21 protein-coding genes are annotated in these 25,513 nt (G+C 43.1%); 11 read left to right on the top strand and 10 right to left on the bottom strand.

Annotation, left to right across the window (positions count from 1 at the left end):
- Positions 1-102: 102 nt before the first annotated feature.
- On the top strand, positions 103-918 hold the full coding sequence (gene lepB, locus FET73_RS00955; protein ID WP_154222046.1) for a signal peptidase I: 816 nt from the start codon (positions 103-105) through the stop codon (positions 916-918).
- A 92-nt stretch (positions 919-1,010) separates the two neighbouring features.
- On the opposite strand, the gene FET73_RS00950 is transcribed toward lepB, so the two are convergent.
- Complete coding sequence (locus FET73_RS00950; RefSeq protein ID WP_154222045.1) at positions 1,011-1,460, bottom strand: hypothetical protein; 450 nt, start codon at positions 1,458-1,460, stop codon at positions 1,011-1,013.
- Positions 1,461-1,675: 215 nt separating this feature from the next.
- Here FET73_RS00950 and FET73_RS00945 point away from each other — a divergent pair, with 215 nt between their 5' ends.
- From FET73_RS00945 to FET73_RS00930, 4 genes are all read left to right on the top strand, one after another.
- Positions 1,676-2,698 carry a succinylglutamate desuccinylase/aspartoacylase family protein gene (locus FET73_RS00945; protein WP_154222044.1) on the top strand — a complete coding sequence of 341 codons (1,023 nt, stop codon included), beginning with the start codon at positions 1,676-1,678 and terminating at the stop codon, positions 2,696-2,698.
- An 85-nt stretch (positions 2,699-2,783) separates the two neighbouring features.
- Positions 2,784-4,220, top strand: a complete 1,437-nt coding sequence (locus FET73_RS00940) for a polysaccharide-degrading enzyme (protein WP_154222043.1) — start codon at positions 2,784-2,786, stop codon at positions 4,218-4,220.
- A gap of 977 nt (positions 4,221-5,197) precedes the next feature.
- The gene (locus tag FET73_RS00935) at positions 5,198-5,896 is read left to right on the top strand and encodes a DNA alkylation repair protein (protein WP_154222042.1); all 699 of its coding nucleotides are present in this window, start codon (positions 5,198-5,200) and stop codon (positions 5,894-5,896) included.
- Between the two features lie 304 nt (positions 5,897-6,200).
- Entirely contained in the window at positions 6,201-7,703 is a 1,503-nt protein-coding gene (locus tag FET73_RS00930; protein ID WP_154222041.1) for a hypothetical protein, read from the top strand.
- Between the two features lie 171 nt (positions 7,704-7,874).
- On the opposite strand, the gene FET73_RS00925 is transcribed toward FET73_RS00930, so the two are convergent.
- Together FET73_RS00925 and FET73_RS00920 are read right to left on the bottom strand one after the other, a co-directional pair.
- Positions 7,875-10,061, bottom strand: a complete 2,187-nt coding sequence (locus FET73_RS00925; protein ID WP_154222040.1) for an HzsA-related protein — start codon at positions 10,059-10,061, stop codon at positions 7,875-7,877.
- Positions 10,062-10,304: 243 nt separating this feature from the next.
- Positions 10,305-13,277: a PQQ-binding-like beta-propeller repeat protein gene (locus FET73_RS00920; protein WP_179952037.1), complete on the bottom strand. Its 2,973-nt coding sequence runs from the start codon at positions 13,275-13,277 to the stop codon at positions 10,305-10,307.
- Positions 13,278-13,413: 136 nt separating this feature from the next.
- On the opposite strand from FET73_RS00920, the gene FET73_RS00915 reads away from it, so the two are divergent.
- The 5 genes from FET73_RS00915 to FET73_RS00895 are packed head-to-tail and all read left to right on the top strand — an operon-like array spanning position 13,414 to position 17,178.
- A complete protein-coding gene (locus tag FET73_RS00915; RefSeq protein ID WP_218944240.1) occupies positions 13,414-13,839 on the top strand; it encodes a GntR family transcriptional regulator in 426 nt (141 codons plus the stop codon).
- Positions 13,823-14,773 carry an ABC transporter ATP-binding protein gene (locus FET73_RS00910; protein WP_218944239.1) on the top strand — a complete coding sequence of 317 codons (951 nt, stop codon included), beginning with the start codon at positions 13,823-13,825 and terminating at the stop codon, positions 14,771-14,773. Before FET73_RS00915 ends, FET73_RS00910 begins: the two co-directional genes overlap by 17 nt.
- Entirely contained in the window at positions 14,770-15,489 is a 720-nt protein-coding gene (locus FET73_RS00905; RefSeq protein ID WP_154222036.1) for an ABC-2 transporter permease, read from the top strand. The genes FET73_RS00910 and FET73_RS00905 overlap by 4 nt, the downstream gene beginning before the upstream one ends.
- 10 nt (positions 15,490-15,499) lie before the next feature.
- Complete coding sequence (locus tag FET73_RS00900; RefSeq protein ID WP_154222035.1) at positions 15,500-16,708, top strand: acyltransferase family protein; 1,209 nt, start codon at positions 15,500-15,502, stop codon at positions 16,706-16,708.
- On the top strand, positions 16,705-17,178 hold the full coding sequence (locus FET73_RS00895) for a GNAT family N-acetyltransferase (protein ID WP_343032260.1): 474 nt from the start codon (positions 16,705-16,707) through the stop codon (positions 17,176-17,178). The genes FET73_RS00900 and FET73_RS00895 overlap by 4 nt, the downstream gene beginning before the upstream one ends.
- Positions 17,179-17,194: 16 nt before the next feature.
- On the opposite strand, the gene FET73_RS00890 is transcribed toward FET73_RS00895, so the two are convergent.
- Together FET73_RS00890 and phhA are read right to left on the bottom strand one after the other, a co-directional pair.
- Entirely contained in the window at positions 17,195-17,536 is a 342-nt protein-coding gene (locus tag FET73_RS00890; RefSeq protein WP_154222034.1) for a 4a-hydroxytetrahydrobiopterin dehydratase, read from the bottom strand.
- The gene (gene phhA / locus FET73_RS00885; protein ID WP_154222033.1) at positions 17,536-18,339 is read right to left on the bottom strand and encodes a phenylalanine 4-monooxygenase; all 804 of its coding nucleotides are present in this window, start codon (positions 18,337-18,339) and stop codon (positions 17,536-17,538) included. Before phhA ends, FET73_RS00890 begins: the two co-directional genes overlap by 1 nt.
- Positions 18,340-18,460: 121 nt before the next feature.
- Between phhA and FET73_RS00880 the strand changes: the two genes are divergently transcribed.
- On the top strand, positions 18,461-18,922 hold the full coding sequence (locus tag FET73_RS00880) for an Lrp/AsnC family transcriptional regulator (protein ID WP_179952036.1): 462 nt from the start codon (positions 18,461-18,463) through the stop codon (positions 18,920-18,922).
- Positions 18,923-18,935: 13 nt separating this feature from the next.
- Here the strand turns inward: FET73_RS00880 and FET73_RS00875 are convergent, their stop codons facing one another.
- The 5 genes from FET73_RS00875 to FET73_RS00855 form a co-directional block, all read right to left on the bottom strand.
- Complete coding sequence (locus FET73_RS00875) at positions 18,936-20,381, bottom strand: PepSY-associated TM helix domain-containing protein (protein ID WP_154222031.1); 1,446 nt, start codon at positions 20,379-20,381, stop codon at positions 18,936-18,938.
- The gene (locus FET73_RS00870; protein WP_154222030.1) at positions 20,378-20,929 is read right to left on the bottom strand and encodes a hypothetical protein; all 552 of its coding nucleotides are present in this window, start codon (positions 20,927-20,929) and stop codon (positions 20,378-20,380) included. Before FET73_RS00870 ends, FET73_RS00875 begins: the two co-directional genes overlap by 4 nt.
- A complete protein-coding gene (locus FET73_RS00865; protein ID WP_154222029.1) occupies positions 20,929-23,085 on the bottom strand; it encodes a TonB-dependent siderophore receptor in 2,157 nt (718 codons plus the stop codon). The genes FET73_RS00870 and FET73_RS00865 overlap by 1 nt, the downstream gene beginning before the upstream one ends.
- A 71-nt stretch (positions 23,086-23,156) precedes the next feature.
- Positions 23,157-24,023: a response regulator transcription factor gene (locus tag FET73_RS00860; protein WP_154222028.1), complete on the bottom strand. Its 867-nt coding sequence runs from the start codon at positions 24,021-24,023 to the stop codon at positions 23,157-23,159.
- Positions 24,010-25,488 carry an ATP-binding response regulator gene (locus FET73_RS00855; RefSeq protein WP_154222027.1) on the bottom strand — a complete coding sequence of 493 codons (1,479 nt, stop codon included), beginning with the start codon at positions 25,486-25,488 and terminating at the stop codon, positions 24,010-24,012. The genes FET73_RS00860 and FET73_RS00855 overlap by 14 nt, the downstream gene beginning before the upstream one ends.
- Positions 25,489-25,513 lie beyond the last annotated feature (25 nt).

Here is a 25,513-nt window from a genome sequence, read left to right as displayed (position 1 = left end):
TTATGCCAAAAGTCACTTTATCAGCAAATGGTCTTGCTTAGGTGAACCAATGGTCAAGTTTCAGGCTCTACCTCTTTAATTAAACTGAAAAGAGAGGAAACCATGGGACAAGTAGATTTTGGCCAATTACATTTTGCCCAATTACATTTTGATTACGAAGCAGTGATATTTTTAGCATTTCTTGTGACATTGCTGTCTTGGGGTGTTTATCAATTCCAAAAGAGAAGAACAAAAAAATTGAATAAATGGGGCAGGGTCAGTGCCCAAGTTGGGGCATATTTACCCGTGTTGTTGGTGGTGTTTTCATTCAGAAGTTTTGCATTCGAGCCATTCAGAATCCCTTCCTCTTCGATGATGCCGACTTTATACACCGGTGACTTTATTTTGGTCGATAAGTTTTCGTATGGTTTGAAAATGCCGGTATTTCATAACACTTTGATTGAAACGGGTTCGCCTAAACGCGGCGATGTGTTCGTTTTCCGTTCAGTTGAAGACCCATCAATTGACGTCATCAAGCGCGTCGTGGCTTTGCCCGGAGATCATGTGAAATACGATGCCAGAGACAAAATGGTTTACATCAATGGTGAAGCTTTAAGCCAAACTGAAACCAAAGCTTACCAAGGCTTTCTTGATGACATCAGCCCAACTGGCCTGCTAGAAAAAACCGAAACCATCGACGGTGAATCTCACCAAATGTTAACCGCCAATGGCATTAGCCACCCGTTCCAGTTCACTGAAATGGTGGTGCCACAAGGGCATTATTTTGGTATGGGTGATAACCGTGATTACAGTGCCGACAGCCGGGTTTTTGGCTTAATACCCGAACAAAATATCGTTGGTAAAGCACGCATGGTGTGGATGCATTGGCGCCCATCGGCCTTTGTTGAAGGTTTGAAAAGGGTCGGTACTTTTTTATAACTTGATTCTGGCAGATTAATTTAATTGGCTAATTTAACTGACCGATACAAATACCTTTTATGGTCAGTTAAATCTCATGAAACTAAGAGTCATTAGCTGCTTTTTCTAAACCAAATGAAACTGAAACCAAGAACCAAAAAGATCAGAAGGCTGCTGTTTAATGGCACTTGAGCAGGGGCCGGTCCAACAGTGATAAAGAATGACCTTTGGCTGACGCTGTTATCGAACAAGAAAGTGGTGTTTAAAATGAATTCATAATCACCGGCGGGTAATTGACCGATTGGATAAGTGTAAGTCAGCGGTGGCGGTGGATCCACCATACAAAGCGGGTTGTTTAAAATGTAATCCACTTCAATATCAAATTCAATGACAAAACCATTGATTGAATGGGTCATGCTTTCGGTATTAATATCGCAACTATAAGCAGTAATTATCGAAATCAGGCTTTCATCATTGGGTGAGCTGGGTTGAATGTTGATGTTTTGCGCCTTGGCATCAACAAACGACATCAAAGCAGCAACAATAAATAAAATTCTTGGCATGTTTTTTCTATTTTAAGAGTGTCATAACTATAACACCTAAATAATTAAAAAAATATTAAGTACGAATTAACAACTCATGTCGTGAACGGATGAAACACTTCACTGTTTGTGCTATCTGGCGAATAAATAAGCTGTTTAATTTGAAATTTTAACTTTATAATCGATGGGCTGAACACATATGGTTTGTGTTCTATTATTCTAGAGGATTAGGCTGAATGGCTAAACAGAATAAAACAGAAGATGTGCTGGTTATTGGTGGGCATGACATATTGCCAGGCGAAACCAAGAAAATAGAGCTGCCGACGGTTCGGTTGTATACCGACACGAGCATGAACATACCGATTTATGTCAAGCGCGGTAAAAAACCGGGGCCCACAGTATTCGTCAGTGCGGCGATACATGGTGATGAACTGAACGGCATAGAAATCATCAGCAGGTTGATTAAAAGTAAAACGATTAACTCACTGAAGGGTACTTTAATCGCTGTACCGATGGTCAATGGTTACGGTGTTTTGAACCAAAGCCGATACCTGCCTGATCGCCGTGATTTGAATCGTTGCTTTCCAGGGTCTGCAAAAGGGTCATTGGCCGGTCGCATAGCCCACTTGTTTATGCAAGAAGTGGTGTCAAAATCCGATTATGGAATTGACCTACATACGGGGGCCATTCATCGCAGTAACCTGCCGCAAATTCGGGCCAATTTAGATGACGAAGTGACTTTTGGCTTGGCCAAAGCCTTTGCTGTACCGGTATTGGTTAATTCAAATTTGAGGGACGGTTCATTGCGACAATGTGCCGCTGAATATGGTATTCCGATGTTGTTATACGAGGCAGGACAAGCACTGCGCTTTGATGAATTGTCTATCAAAGTTGGCGTCAAAGGCATCACCAATGTATTGCGCCATTTGAACATGCTACCCAAGCTGCGAAGCAAAAAAGCCCCTGTGGAACCTTTTGTCGCACGTAACAGTGGTTGGGTCAGGGCTTCAGACAGTGGGTTTGTGATTCACAAAAAAGAACTGGGTGATCGTGTCGAAGAAGGTGATGTGTTGGCGGAAATTAAAAAGCCTTTGGGCGATGTCAGTTCCTACATTCACAGCCACGCAGACGGTATCATCATAGGTAAACAAAACATTCCATTGGTGCAAGAAGGTGAGGCGGTTTACCACATTGCCTATTTTTCAAAACCCAGAAAAGTAGAGGCCAGTATCGAAAACATGCAGGACACTTTTGAATAGAATGCCTCATTCTCGTAATTGAGATTAGATTAACAAAAAACAAGCACCTCAAATGCTAAGCTGTTTTTCAGTATTTGAGGTGTATATGAAACATAACTTGAAAATTTGGGCCGCGTTGTTGATCACAATTCAATTTGTTGTGGGCCAAGCACAATCAACCGATTACCGCATTGGGCCGAACCAAGCCCTGTCACAAATTGACGACGTCAACTGGGCCAACTTACAAGCAGGGGACCGCGTGTATATCCACTGGCGCAATCAACCTTACAAAGAAAAGTGGGTTATAAATGCTCAGGGTACCGCCCAAAACCCCATTGAAATCATCGGTGTCAACGGGCCACAAGGACAGCAGCCCGTGATAGACGGTAATGGTGCAACAACCGTTTCCAGCGTTAACTTTTGGAACGAAAAACGTGGTGTGATAAAAATCGGTGGCTCAAACACACCCAGCGACGGCTTGCCACAACACATCATCATCGACAACCTCGAAGTGCGTTCAGGCTATGTCGATTACAGCTTCACCAATGACCAAGGCGGCACAGAAAGCTACAGCAACAACGCCGCCAGCATCTACGTCGAAAAAGCAGCAAACCTAACCATCCGCAACTGCACCTTGACCGACTCAGGAAACGGCCTGTTCATCGGTGCCAATGGTGGCCAAACACAGCACATATTAATAGAAAAAAACCACATCCATGGTAACGGCGTGATCAACAGATTCTATGAACACAACAATTATTCAGCCGCCATTGACATCACATTCCAGTACAACCGCTTTGGCCCATTGAGACAGGGTGCAGGCGGAAACAACCTCAAAGACCGTTCGGCAGGCTTGGTGGTGCGGTATAACTGGATTGAAAGCGGCAACAGACAACTCGACTTGGTCGATGCCGAAGACTCATCTGTACTGGTCAACCACCCCAGCTATAGCACAACTCATGTATATGGCAACATTTTGATAGAGCCCGATGGTGCAGGTAATTCACAAATGGTCCATTACGGTGGCGACGGTGACATTATCGCTGACTACCGCAAAGGCACACTCTATTTTTACAACAACACACTGGTCTCAACACGAAGCGGAAACACCACATGGGTGCGCCTGTCTACCAATGACGAAACCATAGAAGCCTTCAATAACATCTACTACGGCACAGCCTCAGGTAACCGCTTGGCCTTGATGGGCGGTAACGGCACGTTCAACTACCACCACAACTGGATAAAAACCGACTACAGAAACAGCCACGACACCATCAACGGCAGCGTCAACAACCAAGGCTTCAACCTCACCGGAACCGCCCCCGGCTTCCTCAACGAAAACACCCAAGACTACGGCCTCACAACCAGCGCACCCGTCATAGACCAAGGCGACACCATCCCGCAATCCTTGCTACCAGACCACGACGTAACCCAAAGCTACCTCAAACACCAAAACGCCCAAATAAGACCCAACGACGGCACACTCGACATCGGTGCCTACGAATACATCATCGACTTCATCTTCGCCAATGGCTTTGATTGAAAAAAATCCTGTCATCCTGAGCGAAGCCGAAGGACCTCATACACCAACCCACAAAAAAGTAGGGTGGTCTCCGCCCACCAATTCCTATCTACCGTCATACCGACGTAGGTCGGTATCCAGTTTGCATAGCAAACAACGCGAAGCGTTCCATACGTCACTACCCAAGATTACAACACTTATTTCAAAACACTGGATACCGTTCTGCAACGGTATGACGGTAATAGCTCAAAAAAATCCTGTCATCCTGAGCGAAGCCGAAGGACCTAGCATAGAACTGACATTCCCACCTAACGTCATCTTCGGGCTTGACCCGAAGATCTCCTTTCCATTTGATTGCAACTCAACGGCAGAATAAAGCTAAAAAAAGTGTCTTAAAATGTCAAATCAGAGGACAGCCTCAAAGCCAAAAATCAAAATTAAATTCCCCTGCTTCTCAGCGAAAAAATCATAATAGCTTGCAAGCTCAGTAAAATAGTAGGGTAGGCTCTGTCCACCAATATTGCTATGTTACGTGGTGAGCAGAGCCCGCCCTACAAAATTGGATACCGTTGTTGAATGGTATGACTGTGGTGAGCAGAGCCCGCCCCAAAAATTTTAATTCAAGATGGTTGAGCTTGTCGAAACCCTTGAGGAGGCTGTTTGGCATAAAAAACTCTGTGCATTTTTACCAACAGTTGCGCCTTTAGGGCAGCAGTAGCTCTATGCATTCCCTCAGTAAGGCCTTTAAGACTTCAGTAGCACTATGCATTCCCAATCAGGAGATTGAGGAACGAGAAAAAACCTTGTAGGCATTTCAAGCCATAAGCAATTGTTCAAAATCTTCACATTTACTCCAAAAAATGAGATAACGTTCTGCAACGGTATGCTGTGGTAGGCAAAGCCACCCTACCAAATTTTGCTTTTTAAGTTTATGAAATTAGTTTGGGTGGCGTATAGTATTAGTTGGTTAATTTATTGGTTAATTTTGGGGTGGTGGTATGGATAAAGCGAGTGTGTTGGCGTTGTTGGAGGCGAATCAGAATCAGCGGGGAATTGATAATTGGCAGGAGATGTTTCCTGACAGTCCTTACAGCAGTTTTGGTATTGGGTTGACTGTTTTGCGTAAACTGGCCAAGCAGGTGGGTAAGGATCATGATTTGGCGATGGATTTGTGGGCCAGTGATTGTTATGACATGAAAGTGATTGGGGTTTTGATTGATGATCCAAAGTTGATTACAACTGAGCAAATGGAATCGCAGGTTGAGGATTTGGATTTTGGCATGATGGTGCATGTATATTCGGCTTGTGGTGCGCCGGTGGCGAAGACGAAATTTATTGATGAAATGGCCAGTAAGTGGGTTGAAAGTGATGATCCTGTCAGGCGACGTTGTGCTTATGGTTTTGTTTATGAGTTGTCTAAATCAACCAAGAAAGCTGCGCCTGATGAGACGTATTTTATGAGTTTTATCAATCAGATAGAAGGTTCTTATAAAGATGAAGACAGCAGTGTTCATTTGTCTATGGGTGGTGCACTGATGGGGATAGGGAAAAGGAGTGTGGTTTTGAACCAAGCGGCATTGAAAGTGGCGAATCAAATTGGACCGATTGCGGTCAATTCTGGTAAAACACAATGTGATCCCATGGACATTTCCAAACATTTGACCAGTGATTATTTAAAGAAAAAACTCGGCCTTTGATTGACGTGTTGAGCAATATGTGGGTGATGGTTTTTAAGTTCCAATTTGCGGCACGGGACAACAAGAGTTAAAATTTTCGATAAATCGTTAGGTGGTTTTACTAACTAATATCACCAATTAATGTGGTGGGCAAAGCCCACCTTACAAAGCTGAGTATTCCTTTCAAATGTTGGGTCTTTAGGGCATTAAGATGCTGGTGAGAGAAGTGAAAAATGCTTAATTATCCACCCAAAAAAACCGCGATAAATTATACAATAACAGATTGAATTTGCCATTTATTGGTACTCACTTAATAGGATTGATTATGATAAAAAAAGGGCTCTTGATTTTACTGCTGCTGCTTGTTTTTGGGGCGAATGCAGGTTTATTTGGTGATAAGGTAGTAAAGATTGAATCTTTTGATGGTACACAACATGGGCTGGTAGTATTACAAATTTCTACCAATTCTAATTATCAACGCGGCTTGTCAAACTGGGATTTTGTTACGGTAAAAAATGTAAGTAGTGGCAAGTCTTTTCGTTTGTTGCCTGTTAATGCCGCTAGAAAGTATGCCTCAGTGGTGTTTGGTGGATATTTAAAACCAGGTCGATATGTGGTTGAAGATGTTTATGAAGATACCGAGTATGCTGGCTGTGTTATTTTCCATGAAACTCATGCGGTTAAAGCGAATCATAATGAAGTTGCCTTCGAAGTGGTGCTGAATCAGATAACGGATGTGGGAACCGTATTACTCTTTCCTCAGCATCATGGTATTAATAATTATAGCGTAGTTAAGTCGTTTTCCATGGTACAAGTACAAGATGATGGTTTAGATTTAGCGGCTTTACTTTTGAATAAATATAAAAGCATATTTTCAAGTGTGGCTTTATATCAGCCTGAAGTAGATAAATCAGGTTCTATACAACCACCTGAACTTATGAGTGGTCTGCCTTTTAAATATTTTTATCAGCAAAACAGTGAAGAACGTATCATGCTGCACCGACATGGTTTGATTTCTAGAAAGGTTGGAGCTGGTCAATGGCAACAGTTCAATACGGGCAGGGTGCAACAATACAATGCCATCGCCAAAGTCGCTAATGGTTATGTCATCGGAGGTGAATATGGTGCTGTACTTTTCAGTGAAGATTTGATGAGTTGGCGTTCTTTGGATTTGTTACCAATTGAAGCGAGTGTCATGAATATTCAAGTCACAGATGAAGTGATACAGTTGTCAGTTCATATGCCTGGTAGAAGGGGATATACTTACGAGTTAAGTTCAAATTTTTCTAATTTAAGGGAAGTGGCTTCTCATAAATTAGAAAACATAAATTACCGAGTTGATGCTTATAACCAACATGAAGACGTAATTCAGTCTAATGGCTATGTAGTGAAAAAAAGTTTGGGATTCAATAAAACTTCGATTCAAATGACAAGCGGCTCAAAAGATAAAAAGGTGTACTCAGGAAAGCCCAGGGATTTTTTTGTCAGTGGTTTTAATTATACTCGGGATGTATTTGTTGTTGATGAAAACAACATGTTTCTGATTTCCAGTCCAATCAAAAGATATAAAAAAGGTTCTTACCGCCTAAAAAGCTTTAAGAAGCCCTATCAATTGTATTTGTACTATGGTTCTATTAATGAAGCTTTGCCCAATGATGAAGCCAACAAGGTCAGTTCAATCCCACAAAGGTGCTCAACATTTGTCCCTGAAATCTCAACCGCCTCGCAAATATACTTAAGTTGTATTAATGGAGACTTGCAGGTCAGCAAAGATCAAGGTAAAACTTGGTACACAGATTACCAGACTGGTATCAATCAATTACAGTGATAAGAACAGACTGGTTTTTCAAATACAGCAGCATAAGTTTCGATAATCAGACAGGCACTGCTTTTGAGTTTAAAGTAGGGCATAAGGGATGTGAAATTCCTGAAAAGCAAGCTTATTTAATCTAAAAAATGTAGGGTGGACTTGAGCCCACCTTACGGCCTTGTGTTTTATTCAATCGGTTTCAAAGCTATTGGCGAAGATGAGGTCTTCAAAGTTAGCATCCCAGTAGCGCAGCAGTTGTCTGAAGGCTTCGGGTTTGATGACTGAGGGCAGTTGTCCTGCTTGGTCTTGTTCATTGACGCCATGACAGCCACCGCAAGCACGGATTTCTCCGGGCTGAAAAGTAATCCAGTAACGTTCGCGTACGACAGGCGTTTCATCGGGTGCTAAGGATTGCCAGCTGACAGCGCGGCGTGCGGGTACGAAGTAGGCGACTGAACCGTCTGGGTAGATTTCTGCGCTGCCTTCAGGTGCACCAGTAAGTGGGATGTTGTTGTCCATGGCTTTTGGGTCATGGAGGAATTGTGCTATGACGCGTTGTCCGGCATCTGGATTTGCGGTACCGCCTGAGCCGCGAATTTGATCGGCTTGAACGAATTGCATGTGTGACATTTCATATAAGGTGCCGCCTGTTCCAATGGTTTGGTGAGGACTGCCAGCGACTTTGAGGTTATAGGGTTGTTGTTTGTCTAATTCGTCGCGGGTGGTGACGTCGCGCATCACGGCGACGGCGAGGTTGTTAGTTCTTAAATAGCTTTTGAATAAATCGGCATCAATGCTTTCTTCAGCGAAAATTTGAGCTTCTGGGTCGAGCAGGGTTTCTTCGGTCATCGGTGGTACGGTTCTGTTGACGACTTCTACAGGCTGTAACTCCCACAAGGGTCCTGTGTAATTGACCAGTACATCGGGGTCGTAGTATGTGATGGTGACGTTGCCTAAACTGGTAAGGCGTTCGTCTGGAATCATGTAATTACTTTGGTTCATTGACAATTTTTTGATGGTGAAGTCGTAGCGAGGTTGTGGGTTGGCACGTGTGCCATCGTTTCCAGCTTGGTGGGTTTCTGATGTATGAGATGCAAAAACTTGACCGTCTCGCATGGTGATGGGATCTCTGAAAAATCCGACGTGCTCGGGTGGTACATTACCACCATCAAGGACAAAATTTCGTGTGGCTATGTGGCTGAGGTAGTCCACTTGAACTTGTGCTGGGTTTGCTCCGACAGGCAGATTAAAGGCAATTAATTGGCCGCCTGAATGTGTGCCGAATTCCTGTGCTTCTATGGCGAGGTAACGACCTGCTTGGTTCGGGTCTTCGTCCATTTGAAAAGTGTTGAGGATGCTGTTCTGGTTTGGTCTGCTGATGCCTGGAATGAATTCAACTAAATTACCATCATCATTCATGCTGCGGTCGAAATAGCTGTGAAATTCATGTCGTCCAACGTGGTTCAATGTTTCTTCTTCGGTGCCGTCTTGGTTCAATTGCCATGGGAAGAAATGGTTGATGCGGTTACCGATCAGATTTGTGCCTTGTAACAAAGATGTTTCAGCAGGGCGTGGTTCTGGAAAGACCTCTTCAATCGTATTAAGCGGAGTGGCTCCTGGATTTTCGTTACTGTAGTTGAATCGGCCGTCGTAGTTTGTTGGTGAAGCTTGTTGGTCTCTTTGTAAATGATCCCAGCGGGTGAAAACCAAACGACCAAAGCTGTCGATAAAAGGGCTGAATGAGCCTGAGGGTGCATGTTGCATCAATGTGGGGTGGCCGTTAACCAGTTTCCAAAGGCCAGTATTGGTCGGGGTTGATTCGTATTCGTCGTGTTGTGGGTAGTTGAATCGGTTTTTTGTTCTTGGCATGTCTGATGTAAAAATGATGGCATCATCAGACCCGTAGATGGGGGTGATGTTGTTGTAAGTACTGGCTTGCCCATTGACACGGGCGATGTTTATGGTTTCACCTTGGCCAAATCCAGAGATTTCGTAAATTTGCCAATAATAGGGATTGTAATCGTATTGTTCAGGTGCGCCGATGACCATACTGAACAGTGCTTTGTTGCCACTCCAATGCACATAAGGATCGCGAACCGCAATGGCGTTTTCATTTTGGTGGCCAACAACACCAAAACCCGCTTCTCGAGTTAAATTGCGCAATGTGCCATCTGGGTAGCGGATATACAAATCACCGCCACGAGCGACCCTGTTCATGCGTGTAATGTGGTTGGCAAAAGTTGAACCAATGGTAGCAAAGTCTTCTGCTATTGGAAATTGGGTGACAAACATGATGGGGTTGTTGATGTTAACGCTCCCAGCAAAAACTGATACCGAAAACGTCAGTAGAAAAATTGTTTTTGTTAATGTGTTCATTGCGCTCACCCCAAAACCAAATAAGTTATTCTACGCCTTGAAGCAGAAATAAGCTGTGAAGTGTGCCGCGGTTTATGACTAATTTAGGGCATTTAGGTGATTTTATATTATCAACAAAATACTTTACAGGTCTCAATCTGATTGAGTTATTGTGAAATAATCAGTGTGGAACATTAATTCAAGACGGGACATGCATAAAAAAAGCGCTGGTGTCAGCGCTTTTTTTATTACACGTTCGGCTTTTTAGAATGAGGTTTTGAAGATAAAGTCACCCAAGAGTTTAAAAGCTTTGATAACGCCTTCGTCTGAAGTGATTAATAGTTCATTGTTTTCATTCAGTTCTTTTTCACCAGACATGGGTATGGTGAAGTCTATGCTTTGGGCGTTGATGTTAATGAAGTAGGTTTGATTCCCACCTGAGGCAATGATGTGTTCATTGGTAACAATCATGTTGTTTAAGAATCCGTCGCCAAGCGGTAAGGTGAAATTCCATAGCGCCAGGCCAGAACGTTCTTCAAAAGCATATAAAACACCATTCCTGGACTGAGAATACAATATCCCATTGGATGCCGCCATTTGGTTTTGGTACTCTGAAATGTGGGTCCATAACAAGTCGCCTGTTATGCGGTCGAAAACGCTAATGTGACCGGTATAATTTCGTTGGTCCGATACGATGGCTGTGTCATAACCTCCTAAAATTACAGCTCGATTGGTCGAGTAACCATGCCAATCATAACTGGGGTCATCTGTTGAATAGACCATCGCACCCGTTGTTTTATTTACGGCAATCAAGTTACCATAGGTGTAGCCATAAGCGTTGTTTTCATCTATTGATGGTGTCCACATATCGAATTGGTTGAAAGCCGAGCTGAACCACAGTTGGTCGCCTGTGATTTTATCAAATGCATAGGCCCCACCGTACGAGCCACCATTGATATAAACGACGTTACCATCAATGGTGGGTGCTAAATAGCTTTCCCATTGGGCACTGTGGGGTGATTGAAAATTCAAGGCTCCGGTTTCTAAATCGTATGATCTTAAATGTGTGGCATTGTTGTGGTTACCTGTTTGAATGTAAACGCGATTGTCTTCAATGGCTGGAGGATTGGTAGAGCTAACCTGGAAAACCTGCCTCCAAACTTCTGCCCCAGTTTGTTTGTTGAAGGCCACTAAATTGTCTGTGTAGCTGATGATCACAGTGTCGTGGTTCATTGTGGCTGCATTCAATAAATTAGGGCTTGTATCTGAGATGTCAATTGACGTGGTTGGTGTCGGGTTGTAGCTCACTATTGAGGTGGGTTGGAATCCTGTGTGCAGTGGGTTACCTTGGTAGGTACTCCATTGACTGGGCACTGGAAATACTGTGTCATCGTTTGCATCGGTTCTGTTCCAATATTCGATGCCGTTGCTGTGTCCGTCCATGTCATTGTCCAAATCGGCATCTTGCGTTAGTAAGTCTGTGCTATTCAACAATTCCCAACCGTCTGGCATGTGGTCACCATCGGTGTCCCTGTTGTTGATGTTCGAGCCCAGGCTGTATTCGTCACCATCCATGATGTTGTCGTTGTCAGTGTCTTGATTGGTAGGAATGCCACCCAACTGAAATTCTAACAAGTTGTTTAAGTTGTCATTGTCTAAATCTTCTGTTGAATCATCAACAATCAGATTCAGGCCGTAGAGGTATTCCCATCCATCCGGCATCAGGTCGCCATCAGTATCAGTGCTGAGTGGGTTGGAAAGTAAAGTATGTACTTCAAAACCATCTTCCAAATCATCACCATCTGAATCGGTATTCAAAGGGTCTGTGCCTGTGTCTGCTTCATCACCGTCGTTCAAGCCATCATCATCAGTGTCGCTGTCCAGTGGATCAGTGTTGTTGTTCAATTCATCACCGTCAATCACACCATCTGAATCCGAGTCATTATTGATGGGGCTGGTTCCTAATATGATTTCATCTAAGTCGTTAATGCCGTCATTGTCTGTATCCATTCCGACATTGGAAACATTAAGGTCTAAACCGAATTGAAATTCTGTTAAATCATCAATACCATCATCGTCTGTGTCTGAGGACAGTGGATTAGACTGTAAATCTATGTATTCAATACCATCATTTAATCCATCTTCATCACTGTCTGGGTTATGTGGATCGGTACCAATGCTGACTTCTGTACCATCATCTAGTCCATCATCGTCAGAGTCGGCATCATCTGGGAATGTTTTTTGGTTGTACTCTTCAATGTTACTTAGGCCATCTGAATCACTGTCAAGTAAAGCATCAGAGGCATCGTTTGGGTTTAGCCCGTATAAGGTTTCATACCAAAAAGGCATTAAATCGGCGTCACCGTCCACGGTTACAGTGCCAATAAACTGTCCTGATGAATTGCTGTTGTACACATACAGGTCTAACGCTCTGTGAAAATGATGGTCAGGCCTTAGCAGGTGAATTGAGTTGTAGGTTTCGCCAACAAGCAAACCATCATTTCTGATAGAAACGCGATCGAAATTCGCACCGACTGAATAGGTGTCGATCAAACTCTGATTGGTATCATATTTCTTAAACTGACTGCCATTGATGACCCAATACCCGCCGTCAATGTCTCGAAGGAAGTTTTGACCGCTTTCTGGAATACTTTGTGTGCTGAAAGTAGGTGATGCAATGTTTCTGATGGATTGTGAACCGTATTGTGAGACATATAATTCGTTGTCATTGATGTTGACACCTCTCCATCCTTCCTCACATTGGGTGCTTTCAAAGACGTTTCCAGAATTCAAGAAAACAATGTAATGGCTGCCACAACTGTTGTACCTTCTATTGGCAATGATCTTATCTGTGCCGATGACAAAATCTGAAGCTTCTACATTGTCAGCCAACGTCGTTAATTGAGCATTGACTGTGTTGAGCTTTTCAATTGTATAGTTGTATTCATGTGCTAAATAAATGGTGGTACCTGATATTCTCAAATGTTTGTTGGCTAAGCTGTTTTCTGAAATCAAAGTATAGCTGCCATCAACAACATTAATTTCCATCAATCCATCAGAAGTAGAAATCAAATAATTACCATCAGTCATAGTTAGCGGGGTGCCACCGTTAACTGTTTGATTGGATTTTTGTTGGCTTTGAGTGACGGGTTTGTAGTCGCTCAGGTTTGGTGAGTTTAAGGCATGACCTTGTGTTGCAATCAGTGAGAGCAACAACGTTTGTTGAAGAAATTTCATGTGTGAAAAGGTTTGAGAAATAGGGCAATTGTACAAATTTATAAAACCCGACGCAATATCAAATATCAGATAATATTTGCAGTGTGTATATATCTGTGTATACTGTGCATATTGAATATATACAGTATGCACAGCAATGCCACTAGATTTTATTTTGTCACAAACCGATGGTCGGCCCATGTATTTGCAAATCATGGCGCAGATCAAGCAACGCATCACGTTGGGTGATTGGCCTTTGGGTGCCAAGTTGCCGTCCATACGCGAATTGGCGGTGGCGGCTAAAGTCAGCGTCATTACTGTCAAACGAGCTTACCAAGAACTTGAAGCTGAGGGCGTCATTGTGACGCAGCCCGGGCGCGGTTCATTTGTGGCAGAAATTGAAAACCTATCTGATCATTTGAAGGAGGAAGAAATGGACAAGCATTTGAAAGAAGCCATGACCATTGCCCAATCATTGGGCCTCAACATTAAACAAGTACAACAACGTTTGGAGTCACTGCAAGCAGCAGAAAAGCATCAATCAACAAAGACAAACAGTTCAGCGGATGTGGGTCATGATTGAATCGGATTTTAATAATTTGGCTTCAGGCGACTTGGCTTTCGAAGCGCGTGGTGTGAACAAAGCGTATCCGCATTTTCAATTGACTGACCTTAATTTGCAGCTAGAAACGGGTCAAATCATGGGGTTTATTGGGCCCAATGGTGCGGGTAAGTCGACCACCATAAGGATTTTGATGGGCTTGGTTCAGCAGGACAGCGGCTCGGTTAATGTTTTGGGCCACCGTTTACCTGAACAACAAAGGGCGGCCAAATGGGACATTGGTTATGCCTCAGAAGACATGCGATTGTATGGCAAGGTGGATATCCAATGGCACATGGATTACATGAAATCCATTTATGTCTCATGGGATTCTGGCTATGCCAAGACCTTACTCAAGCGTTTTGATTTATTGGCAGATCACAAAATCAAAGGATTGTCTCATGGACAACGTGTCAAAGCAGCTTTGCTTTTGATGTTGGCCAGACGTCCAAAATTATTAATCCTTGATGAGCCGACCACGGGATTAGACCCAGTGGCACGCCATGAGGTGTTGAACGAGTTGATGGATGTGTTGTTAGAGGGTGACCGCAGTATCCTGTTTTCATCCCATAACACCCAAGACATTGAACAGTTATCGGACCACATCGCGTTCATTGATAAAGGTCGTATTATTCAATCGAAGGACAAAGAATCGTATCTGGAATCATGGCGCCGTTTGCGTTTGAAGGTGGATGATGGTGTGAAATTGCCCAACATGGTTGGCATCGTTGAACAAAGGCGGGTGGGGCACCAAGCCATCATCACCAGCAATGGCTTTAATGATGACTTGGCCGAAGTGTATAGAAATTGTGGTGCCGAGATTGAGTCAGTAGAACGCATGACCTTAGAAGAAATATTTGTCTCGGAAGTGCAAGCTAGCAGACAGCAAACTGAGTTAATAGGAGGTCAAAAATGAATAAGGCAATGAGTACAGAGGTGGGTGTTGAAATGAATGATGTAAAGGGCGGCATCGTGGGCGCATTGGTGCGTAAGGATTGGGCATTGAACAAGCAGAATTTTTGGTTGTTCAGTATTTTGGGCTTGTTGTCGGTTTCTATTTTCTTGATAGAGAGCACCAAGGCATTTTATTTGGCCATGACTTTAATCCTTTGTGTGGTGATATTAATTGGCGCTTTGTTGGTGTTTTCTTCGGTCGTGAATGAGCACAAAGAGCAGACCATGCCTTTTATCATGAGTTTACCCGTCACCTGTATGGATTACACCAAAGGCAAATTGATTTTTAACTTGGGGGCATACAGTGTGGCTTGGTGTGTTTTGACCGCGGCCACTTTGGCCGTGATTGCGTTTAAGCCCCATTTGTCTAATGGTTTGATGCCGATCGCTTTGATTGTTTTGATTCAACTTTTTGTGTCATTTTTGTTGGTGCTGGGCACGTCGTTGGTCACTGGCTCTGAAAAATGGACCATTGTGGTGACTACCTTCACCAATATTTCGGTGTCTTTGTTCATGTTTTGGGTGGGCAGTTTTGATGGTATTTATGAGCATTTGAATGGTGGTGTGGCTGTTTGGAACAGCACAGCTATGACAATTATTGTTGTTGAAATGGCGGTGGCTTTGTTTATTGTGGCGACCACTTTTTACCTGCAATCACGCAAGAAAGATTTTATTTGAGGTCAATGAGATGAACATGATAAATCAGGACATGAATCAAGAAATAAACCCAGGCATGAACCATAGTGAACGATTGCATTATATGGACAACCTGCGCGCTTTGGCGATGCTGGTGGGGGTGGTTTTCCATGCGTCATTGGCTTTTGGGCCATTGATGCAAAATATATGGTTTACCGCCAGTGGGAATTACCATTGGGGTTTTGATGTGTTCAATTGGTTCAGTCATTTGTTTCGCATGCCTTTGTTTTTCCTTATTGCGGGGTATTTTGCCTTGATGTTGTTGAAAAAACACGGTGTACTGGGCTTTTTGAAACACCGCAGCATGCGCATATTGTTACCGCTTTTGTTGTTTTTGCCTTTGCTTTTCTGGTTGGTGGGTTTGACCATTTCATGGGCCATTGAGCATGTGGATAACTTGCCCCCCATGCTGTTCTTTATCAAAATGATGTTCAGCGCACCCGCCACTGGAACGCCACCTGAAACACCGTTTTCAAGCATGCATTTGTGGTTTTTGTATTACCTGTATATGTTGGTGGTAGTGGTGGCATTGTTATACAAGTTGAAAGTGTTTACATGGCGTGTGTGGTCATGGTGTTTGCATCCAGTGTTTTTGCTGCTGTTGATGCCTGTTTTGTTGGCCGTGGGTTTGTTCCAAGTACCCGCTCCTCATCCTGCACCAGAGCAAGCGGTGCCACAATGGTGGGCCTTGTTATTTTATGGCTTGTTTTTCTTTTTGGGTGGTTTGATGCAGCAACAGCACAACACTTTGACATCATGGCAGCCTTATAAGTACCTGTTGTTATTGGTTTCTTTGGCTGTTTTTACCTACTTTTACAAAACCATTCCTGATGTGATTTCACCGCAAATGGCAATGATGTTGGCGGGCAATGGCAGCATGAGCTGGAGTCATTTGCCTGTCGCTTTGGCTGAGTCTGTGGTCGCATTGTATATGACATTGTTTTGTTTGTTGCTGGGGCAACGTTATTTGAACCGCAGTAACAAGCAATTGAAATTGTGGGCTGATGCATCTTATTGGATATACCTGATTCACTTGCCCTTGTTGTTTATGGTGCAATTTTATTTGATGGACAGTGGCTGGCACATGGGTTGGCAATTTCTGACCAGTTGTGCCGTGACTTTGGGGGTGGGTATGTTGAGTTATTTGGTAATGGTTAGGCCCACACCGCTGGGTTGGTTGTTGAATGGCAGAAAGAAGTGAGCAATAAGGTGAAACCACATTATTCGGTGAGGCAGGTTGAATTTGGTGATTTGCCACAATTGATAGAAATGTTAGCAGATGATCCTTTGGGGGCTTTGAGAGAGGATGCTCAATTGCCCCTGAACTCGAAATATTCAGATGCTTTTCAAGCAATAAGCAGTGACCCAAACAATGAGTTGATGGTTTTGACATCTGATGGTGGCACCATTGGCATGCTACAACTGACTTTTATTCCTTATTTGACACATGTGGGGTCTTGGCGCTGTTTGGTTGAAGGTGTAAGGGTTCACAAAGATTTCAGGGGGCAAGGATTAGGTGCTGAATTGATTCAATGGTCTATTGATCGTGCTAAAGAACGCCATTGTAAAATGATACAACTGACTTCAGATAAACAACGCCCAGAGGCGCTGCGGTTTTATGAAATGTTGGGTTTTAAAGCCAATCATGAAGGTTTTAAACTGAAACTGTAGTTTTACTCATATTTGATTAAGACATGGTATCTACTTTTTTCGCACAAATGAAATCGTTGCGTGTCAGGCCGCCTGCTTCGTGCGTTGTGTAACTGACTTGGCAATAGTTATAACCAAAAGTCACATCAGGGTGGTGGCGCTCTTGGTCTGCCATGTGTGCCAATGCATTGACAAAAAACATGGTTTTTGCAAAGTTTTTGAATTTGTATGAACGTGTGATGGTGTCGTTGTCATCATTCAGCTGCCAATTGTCATCAATCAATGCCATCCACTCAGCCAGCTCAGTGGCTTCAATACAGTCAACCAAGCCATTACAGGCTTCGCAATGGGCTTCGTTTAAATTTAGCTCTTTTGTCATTATCCTGCCTTCTTAAGTTTTGGATGTGGGGCTTTTAAGCCTTGGCTCCTGGCCATTTTAATATAAAACATGATGTCACTTTTTATGATTTCTTCTAATTGCTCAATATTATCTAGTACGAAATAGATGGGTTGTTTGATGTCAATCCTGTAGGGTGTTCTCAAGACTTCAAGGATGTCAAAAGGTTTGCGTTCCACCCATTCATCTTTGGCCGCATATTGTATTTCAGAAGGCGAGGAGGCCAAGCCCGAGCCCAGTGGTTTGATTTCACCATTGGTGTCTTTGATCAAGCCAAATTCTATGGTGAACCAATACAACCTTGCCAACCACACATGGTCGCTTTTGTCACAGCGTGTGCCCAATTGACCAATATGCTGTGAAAAGGCAGCCGCTATCGGGTTGGTTAATAAGGGTGTATGACCAAATATTTCATGAAAGATATCGGGTTCTTTGACGTAATGGAAATCTTTTTTGCTTCTGATAAAAGAGGCTGCTGGAAATTTTTTCTCAGACAGCAGTTTAAAAAAGCGGTCATAGCCAATCAGTGCTGGCACCGGCACCACTTCCCAAGCGGTATTTTTTTGGAGTTGTTCTGACACTTCATTACATTGAGGTATCCGATGCTCGGGTAAATTGATGGTGGCCAATCCCTCTAAATATTCATTGGCCATGTGCCGGTTAACCAGATCGATTTGCTCTTTGTATAAAGCCGCCCATGTCTGATGTTCTTCCTTGGTGTAGCTGATAAAGCCCGTTTTGTCTGCTTGTTTGGCTTGATATTGCTCGCTGGTGTATCTGTCCATGAATCAATTTAATTTGAAAAAGTATATTGTAGGGATAATAGGCAAAATAAAATTCTTAATCACTGTTATCTTTGGGTAATATTAGAATATAATTCTATTTATATTATTTTTAATGGTTTATATGGCTAAATTAGATGAGGTAGACGTAAAAATACTTTCTGTGATGCAAAGGGATGCTGACATCAATGTCCAAGATTTGGCTGATAAAGTAGGTATTTCTAAAACACCTTGTTGGCGGCGACTAAAAAAATTACAGCAAGAAGGTTTTATCCAAAAACAAGTGGCACTACTGGACAGAAAAAAATTGGGTTTTTCTATGATGGCTTATGTCCAAGTGACCATGTTGGACCATGAAATCAGTACGCTGGATAAGTTTTTGAGGTTCATCGAAGACAGCCCATTTATTCTTGAGTGCAATGCCATTGCGGGTAATTTTGATTATGTTTTGAAAGTTGTGGTCAAAGACACCGAGCAACTGGAAACATTTTTGATGCGCCAGTTACTCAGTTTGGGCGTGATTCAATCAACCAACACCAATTTTATATTGCGCGAGAAAAAAAGCACCACTGCTTTGCCTTTATAAGCCTTGAAAGTTTTCACGCTGTTGCCCATTTATAGGTCCATAACCGAAGATTCAGTACCGGTAAAATTGACAACAAAATGATGCTGCCACTGAAAATCCAATACCATTTTTCATATGGGAAATTTATACCGTGAATAAAAACTGTCATCACGGTCAATCCAACGGTAAGCCAACGCAATAACTGAAGATAATTCTTATGTTTGTTTTCATCCTGATAGCGTAAAGCTACCGCACTGAGAATGACCAAACTAATCCAAAAAGTATAAACAGGGTTTAGACCAAACACCATGCTGCACATTGCAGAAAGCGCAATTGACATTGGTGTGGTCCAAACATAGCCATTCCACAAATAATACCAGTGGTTGCGCATTTTTCTTTTGTTGAACCACATATTCACACCAGTGACAGTAATGGCTGTCATGGCAAAACCAAGTAAGACATACATGATTTTGGTGAAGACGCCGCCAAAATGGCCAAAATGAATTCTATAAGAAGAGTAGGCTATTTGTCTGCCAGCATCGCCGTCTGATAAATGTTGATAATCTATAAACCGACCATCGCTATGGTAGCGGTATATTTCTGAATAAATCAACCTATTGGGTAAGGTGGCCGCCATTTCAACATATTGGCCATCCGTGCCTGGTTTTTGAACCACCAAATATAAAAATTCAGCCTGAGGTTCCCGTTCTTTCAGGTCGTCTTGAATGGTTTGTATACTAACTACTGTCGGTGCTTCATCGATGAGTGGGTCATCGCCAAACACTGTGCTGATGACTTCTTCTGAAGTAATGCTTTCATCAAAATAATCTGCCACAGTCATGTTGACACCAAACAGACCAATGTATGCACCGGTTAAGCTGATAACCAAGAAAAAAGGCAGGCTCCAAACGCTCAACCTGTTATGCAAATCGGTTTGTTCCAGGTGTTTGTTACCGCCCCAGCGCATCTTGAAAGCATCTTTGAATAAATTGGGGTGTGATAAAACACCTGAAATGACCAGTCCGCACATCATGGCACCCAGCATGCCCACAATGATGATGCCAATGGTGTGCGGTAAGTGCAAATAAATATGCAGGTCAGTCATCATGGATGTCCACGGCGCATCCACCGCTTCGGTTAAATCTCCCGCTTTGTTAAGCCACCATTCTTGGTCATTGGCAGATACATGTGCCCTTGGAATATCTTCACTGGGATAAATGTAATACAGAGACTCAATGGGTTCATCTATTTTTTGTTGAAATGCCGTTAGGGCTTGAGAAATAGCCGGCGCTGACATTTCTGTGTATTCTGCCTCAAGTGGTTGTTCCCAGCGTTCCATTTCAGGAAAAAACACCACCAAGGTGCCGCTCAAACAAATAAGGTATAACAGGCCAGCCCAAAACAGGCCCATCCAAGCATGACCTTGTAGGCTTTGTTTAACCAAATGTTTTGAAGGCGTTAATTTTTTAATCAAATTCATGCGATGTACCACCAAGAAAGTGAGGTGAATATAATCATCACCAATATGGGTCTGTAGATGATGCGATCAGAAGCCAACCAAGTAACCAAACCGCCCCAAACTAATGGTGCGACTATCAGAGTTGTTGCCCATTGGTTGATCAGTTGTGAAACCAACAGTTTTGCCAAGGCTTGTGAAACTAAAATGCTGGCAAGTAAAGCCAAAGTGCCAGCAAGTAAAAAGACACTGAGTTTATATACAAATGGCTTGCCTTTTGGCCCTTTATTCACATAGTTGGCGGGCTGTTTTTCTGTCTTCACTTTGGCTTGGCGGCTGATAAAAATCCAAGCCAACCAACTGACGTGAAATAAAACAAAAAAAACGGCAAATTCTGTGCCGTGCTGTTTTTGAAACAGGTAAAAACCACCGCACAGTGCCAGCATTGAAGCGCCTAGCCACAACCAACGCACCGCTTGTTTTTTATATTTTTGCGCTTGGTACCAAGAAAATGGAACCAAGCACAATACGGCCAAAGCCAATACAAAAGTCATATATGTTTGCCAATTCATCAGAATTTGTATTTGATGCTGGCAGTGATGGTGCGTGCTTGTCCGTAGAAACAGTCACCGCGGGCTAAACAACTGGTGGCCACCACTTTATCGGTGGCATTATCCACATTCAAGCTGAAGTCATAGGCGCCTTTTTCATAACCAATCATGGCATCTACCAGGGTATAATCATCTGTCAGCAAAGGCTCATTTATGACCGTACCATCAGGCAAAGCGACAAAGGCTGAACCATCTGAAGTATCGCCCACATAGCGCAAGCCCAAGCCCATTTTAAAGCCTGGCCAAAAAGCCTCTGGACGATAAGTCAACCACGTTGAAAACATGTGGTCAGGCGTCGCTGCCAAACGTGCCCCTTGTTCACCCAGCTGATTGCTCTTGGTAATTTCAGAGTCCACATAAGCATAGCTGCTGTAGATGTCCAAATTTTTCCATTCAAATTGCCCTTCAATTTCCAGTCCTTCAATTGCTACTTCGCCCACTTGAATTTGTCCATTGGGGTCTATCAAGTTAGGGTCGTTTAAATCATCAGCTGATAAGGCAGTGGTTCGGTTGCTTTCTTTGATCTTAAACACGCTGGCAGTGATCAGGTGTTCGGTGCCTTCTGGTTGAAATTTCACCCCCAATTCAACTTGTTCACCACTGCGTGGTTTGAACTGTTTACCATAAGCGTCCAGACCCATAACCGGTTCAAATGACTCTGAATAACTGGCATAAGGAGAAAGGTTATTATCAAACTGATACATGACTCCCAGGCGGCCTGTTGTGGCAGAGTCAGATTGGGCATTTGTGATTTCAGTTTTATTTTTCACGGTGTCTTTGCGTACTGCCAGAGAAGTGATCCAATGGTCACCCCAATAGATTTGATCCTGAAAGTAAAACCCTGTTTGATAGATTTTATTGGCCGGGCTGTTTGGAATGTCACTTGGGGTAGGTAAGTCAGTTATTTGACCATAAACCGGGTTGTAGAGATCTAATAAGCCGCCCATGCCGTACATAAACAAGCTGTTATTGTCAGTTTCTACATTTTGGTAATCGATGCCGAAAACCAGGTGATGTATGCTGTTGCCCCACATTTTATTGCCGTGTAGGCGTACATCAGCGGTTAAAGATTCTGCGGTGGCATCGCTGATATAAATAGAACGTAATATGCTGCGGTCATCGTCTTGGAAAACAGGTGGCCATCCATACATGGTGCGGTAATCTGCACTGGAATCACTGTATCGCAATCCACCTCTGACTTGCCAGTCATTCATGAAGTCGTGGTTGAACAGGGTAGTGACAGATTGTTGTTCCGTGTCGTAACGATCAAAAGCGGGTTCACTGACAAATCGATTGACAGGGATCTGTCCATAAGGCGCGGGAAGTATGGTGCCTTCATGTGGGAAAAATTGTGTGCTTGAGCCCGTCTCATTTTTGGTCCAATTACCAATTAAGGTCAATTCTGTTTGCGGACTGATAACAAATTTGACACTGGGGTTGATGACAACAGAATCATCAGGCACAAAGTCGGTTTGGTGGTCGGCATTTCTGAATAAACCCACCATGCGGTATTGTACTGATGCGTCTTCATTCAAGGCACCAGTAAAGTCGGCGGCAATTTGTTTGCGATTGAATGAGCCAATTTGTCCCCAAATTTCACCCTGAAATTCAGCTTGTGGTTTTTTACTGACCATATTAATCACACCACCCAAGCTCCCTTGTCCGTACAAAACAGAGCTGGGTCCTTTCAGTATTTCTACTTGTTGCATGCTGTATGGATTCGGCCTTGTGTTGTTGTAGTGATTAAAGTTGGTGCGCAACCCATCTAAATACTGGACAGGAGAAACTGATCGAATTTGCGACCAATCACCACGACTATCAACGCCATAGGGGCCGTTGTAAACCCCTGCTACATAACCCAAAGCATCTTGAATAGACTCGGCACCAAGGTCTGAGAAACGGCGCGCTGTTAATACCGATACAGATTGTGGGGTATCAACAATAGGGGTGTCATTTTTAGCGCCAGTGGCTGAGACATAAGAAATTAAGCCTGATGATGAGCCAGTGACCTTGATTTCTGAAAGTTGTTCCTTGTTATCAACTTTTTCTTCTTCGGCTAATGCCAAATGAGGTGAAATGGCAAGCAAAATCGCGAGGTTGAGTGTGGTTTTATTCATTGTGCGTCATTGTTATAAAATGCGCATAGTAATGCAAATGCGAAAGATTCGTAATTAGATTAAGTGTTTTTTTATGACAAGACTGAAAGCGCTTGTGAACTGGCGGCGGTTCTGTTACTGACACCCAACTTGCGGTATATCTGTTCTAAATGTTTATTCACTGTGCGGTCTGATATGCTGAGGATTTGTGATATTTCCCAGTCTGTTTTACCTTGTGCTACCCAAAACAGCACTTCGGCTTCTCTGCGGGTGATTTTTAATTTGTTTTTCAGTGTTTGTTTTTCAAACTTTAAATCTTGGGCTTTGAATTTAACCAAGTAACTGTTTTCGGCTTGTTGTTCAACCAGGGTTAATGTGAGCGTGATGGGACTTTGTTGTAGCATCAATTGTGGGTTGCGGTCAGTGTCCTTAATCCAGTCATTGACCAAGATTCGTTCTTTACTGGTTAAGGTTTTGACAATGGCTTGGGCTTGTTCTGTGCGCCACAAAATATGCCCTTCACTGTCAAGCGACATCAAATATTGTCCCGAATCATCCAGTGCTTGTTTGGTTTCTTGTGTGACTTGGGCATTGTTGATGTGGACTTTGACCCTTGCCAATAACTCTTGGTGGTTAACTGGCTTGACTAAATAATCTACGCCGCCAGCTTCGAAGCCCGCGACCATGTGTTCTGTTTCGCTCAGTCCTGTCATGAAGATAACGGGCAGGTCAGGGTGTGATTGCTTAATCAGTCGACAGGTTTCGAAGCCGTCCATTTCTGGCATGATGGCGTCCAATAGCATCAGGTTGGGTGAAACTTTGTCCAATATTTCAATGGCTTGCGAGCCACTGTTAGCAACAAGTACCGTATAGCCTGCCTGGTCTAAGGTTTGGTTCATTAAACCCAAAGCATCGGCATTGTCATCTACAATGAGTAAAGTGGCATCAGTTTTGGGCATGGTTTAACAGGTCCTTAATGCGTTGTATTTGGTAGCTGTTGGCGGCTGATTTTAACCTGTTGAAGCTGTGTCTGCCGATTTGTTGCTGTTGTCGCCATTCTTCAATTTTTTTCAAAATACCAGAGATGTGTCCAATATCGGCCATGCTTTGCAAAGTGGCTTGTTGGCTTTTACTCAGTGAAATAGGGTGTGTCTGACTTTCTGCCAGAGATTGTTCTTCTTGAGTGACGTCTTGAGACTGGGTCAATTGGTTCAAACATTGCTTCAATTGATCAATTTGAACAGGCTTGGTCAGGTAGGCTTGGTGGTGTGATTGTTCACTGCCCACTTGGTCCCTGGCATTACCGGAAAGCATCACGATGGGCATTTGATGTCCGGCAGTTCGAATGTGTTCGGCCAGATCCCAACCACTCAGTTCGGGCATATTGATATCGAGTAAAAGTAAGTCAAACTTTTTGTTTGCCAATAAATCCAATGCTGCTGTGCTGTTGAGCTCTTGTCTGCTTTTATGGCCCAAGGTTTTTAATACTGCTGCCATCAAATCTAAATGTGCTTTCTGGTCATCAACTACCAAAATATTCAGTTGCTTATTAGTCAATGGAAGAGGGCTTGGGACTTCGTTGGTTTCGGTAGGTGCTGATTGTGGCGAGAGCATCAATTTCAAGATGAATTGACTGCCTTGTTGCCATTGGCTACTGACTTGTAATTCTCCACCCAATAATTCAGCCAATAATTTAGAAATGGGCAGGCCCAAACCTGTTCCTGCGGTGTGTTTTTGGTGTTGTTTTAAGCGTTTAAATGGTTGGAAAATTTTATCCATGTCCTCGGCTTTCATGCCACTGCCAGTGTCTTCGATGGTGAACTTGACCACTTGGCTGCGGTATTCAAGTTTTATATTAACCGCCCCTTGTTCAGTGAATTTAATCGCGTTAGACAGTAAGTTGATTAAGATTTGGCGCAACCTTTGGCGGTCTGTTTTGACCCATTCAGGGATGTAGTCGGGGCAGCTGACATTGAAAGTTAAACCTTTTTCTTCTGCCATGTTTTGGAACATATAACTTAATTGTTTAATCAATTCAGGTAGGTTCAACAGTTCTTTTTGTACCTTAAGTTTACCTGCCTCCATGGCGGAGAATTCTAAAAGGCTTTCAATCAAGTGATTCAGGTGTTCGCAATTTTGGCGAATCAGTTTGATTTGAATTTGGTTAGGGTTATCTTCCTGTTGTTCCAATATTTGCGCGTAACCCATGATGACATTCAAAGGCGTACGCAATTCATGTGAAATTCCAGACAGGTACCTAGATTTGGCTTCGCTGCTGTGTTCTGATTTTTGTAAGTTCGAAGTTAATACTTTAGCTTGTTGAATGAGCTGTTGATTATGTATTTTTTCTTTGCGAATTCGAACTTCTTGCCATGCAACAGCAAAACACAAGAAAACAAGCACAATAAACAAAAGCAATTCCATTTTAATATTTTAGCAACATTAATCA

Origin of the sequence: Marinicella rhabdoformis (genome assembly GCF_009671245.1) — a bacterium.
Taxonomy (GTDB): Bacteria; Pseudomonadota; Gammaproteobacteria; order Xanthomonadales; family Marinicellaceae; genus Marinicella; species Marinicella rhabdoformis.
This window is presented reverse-complemented; position numbering and strand designations above follow the sequence as displayed.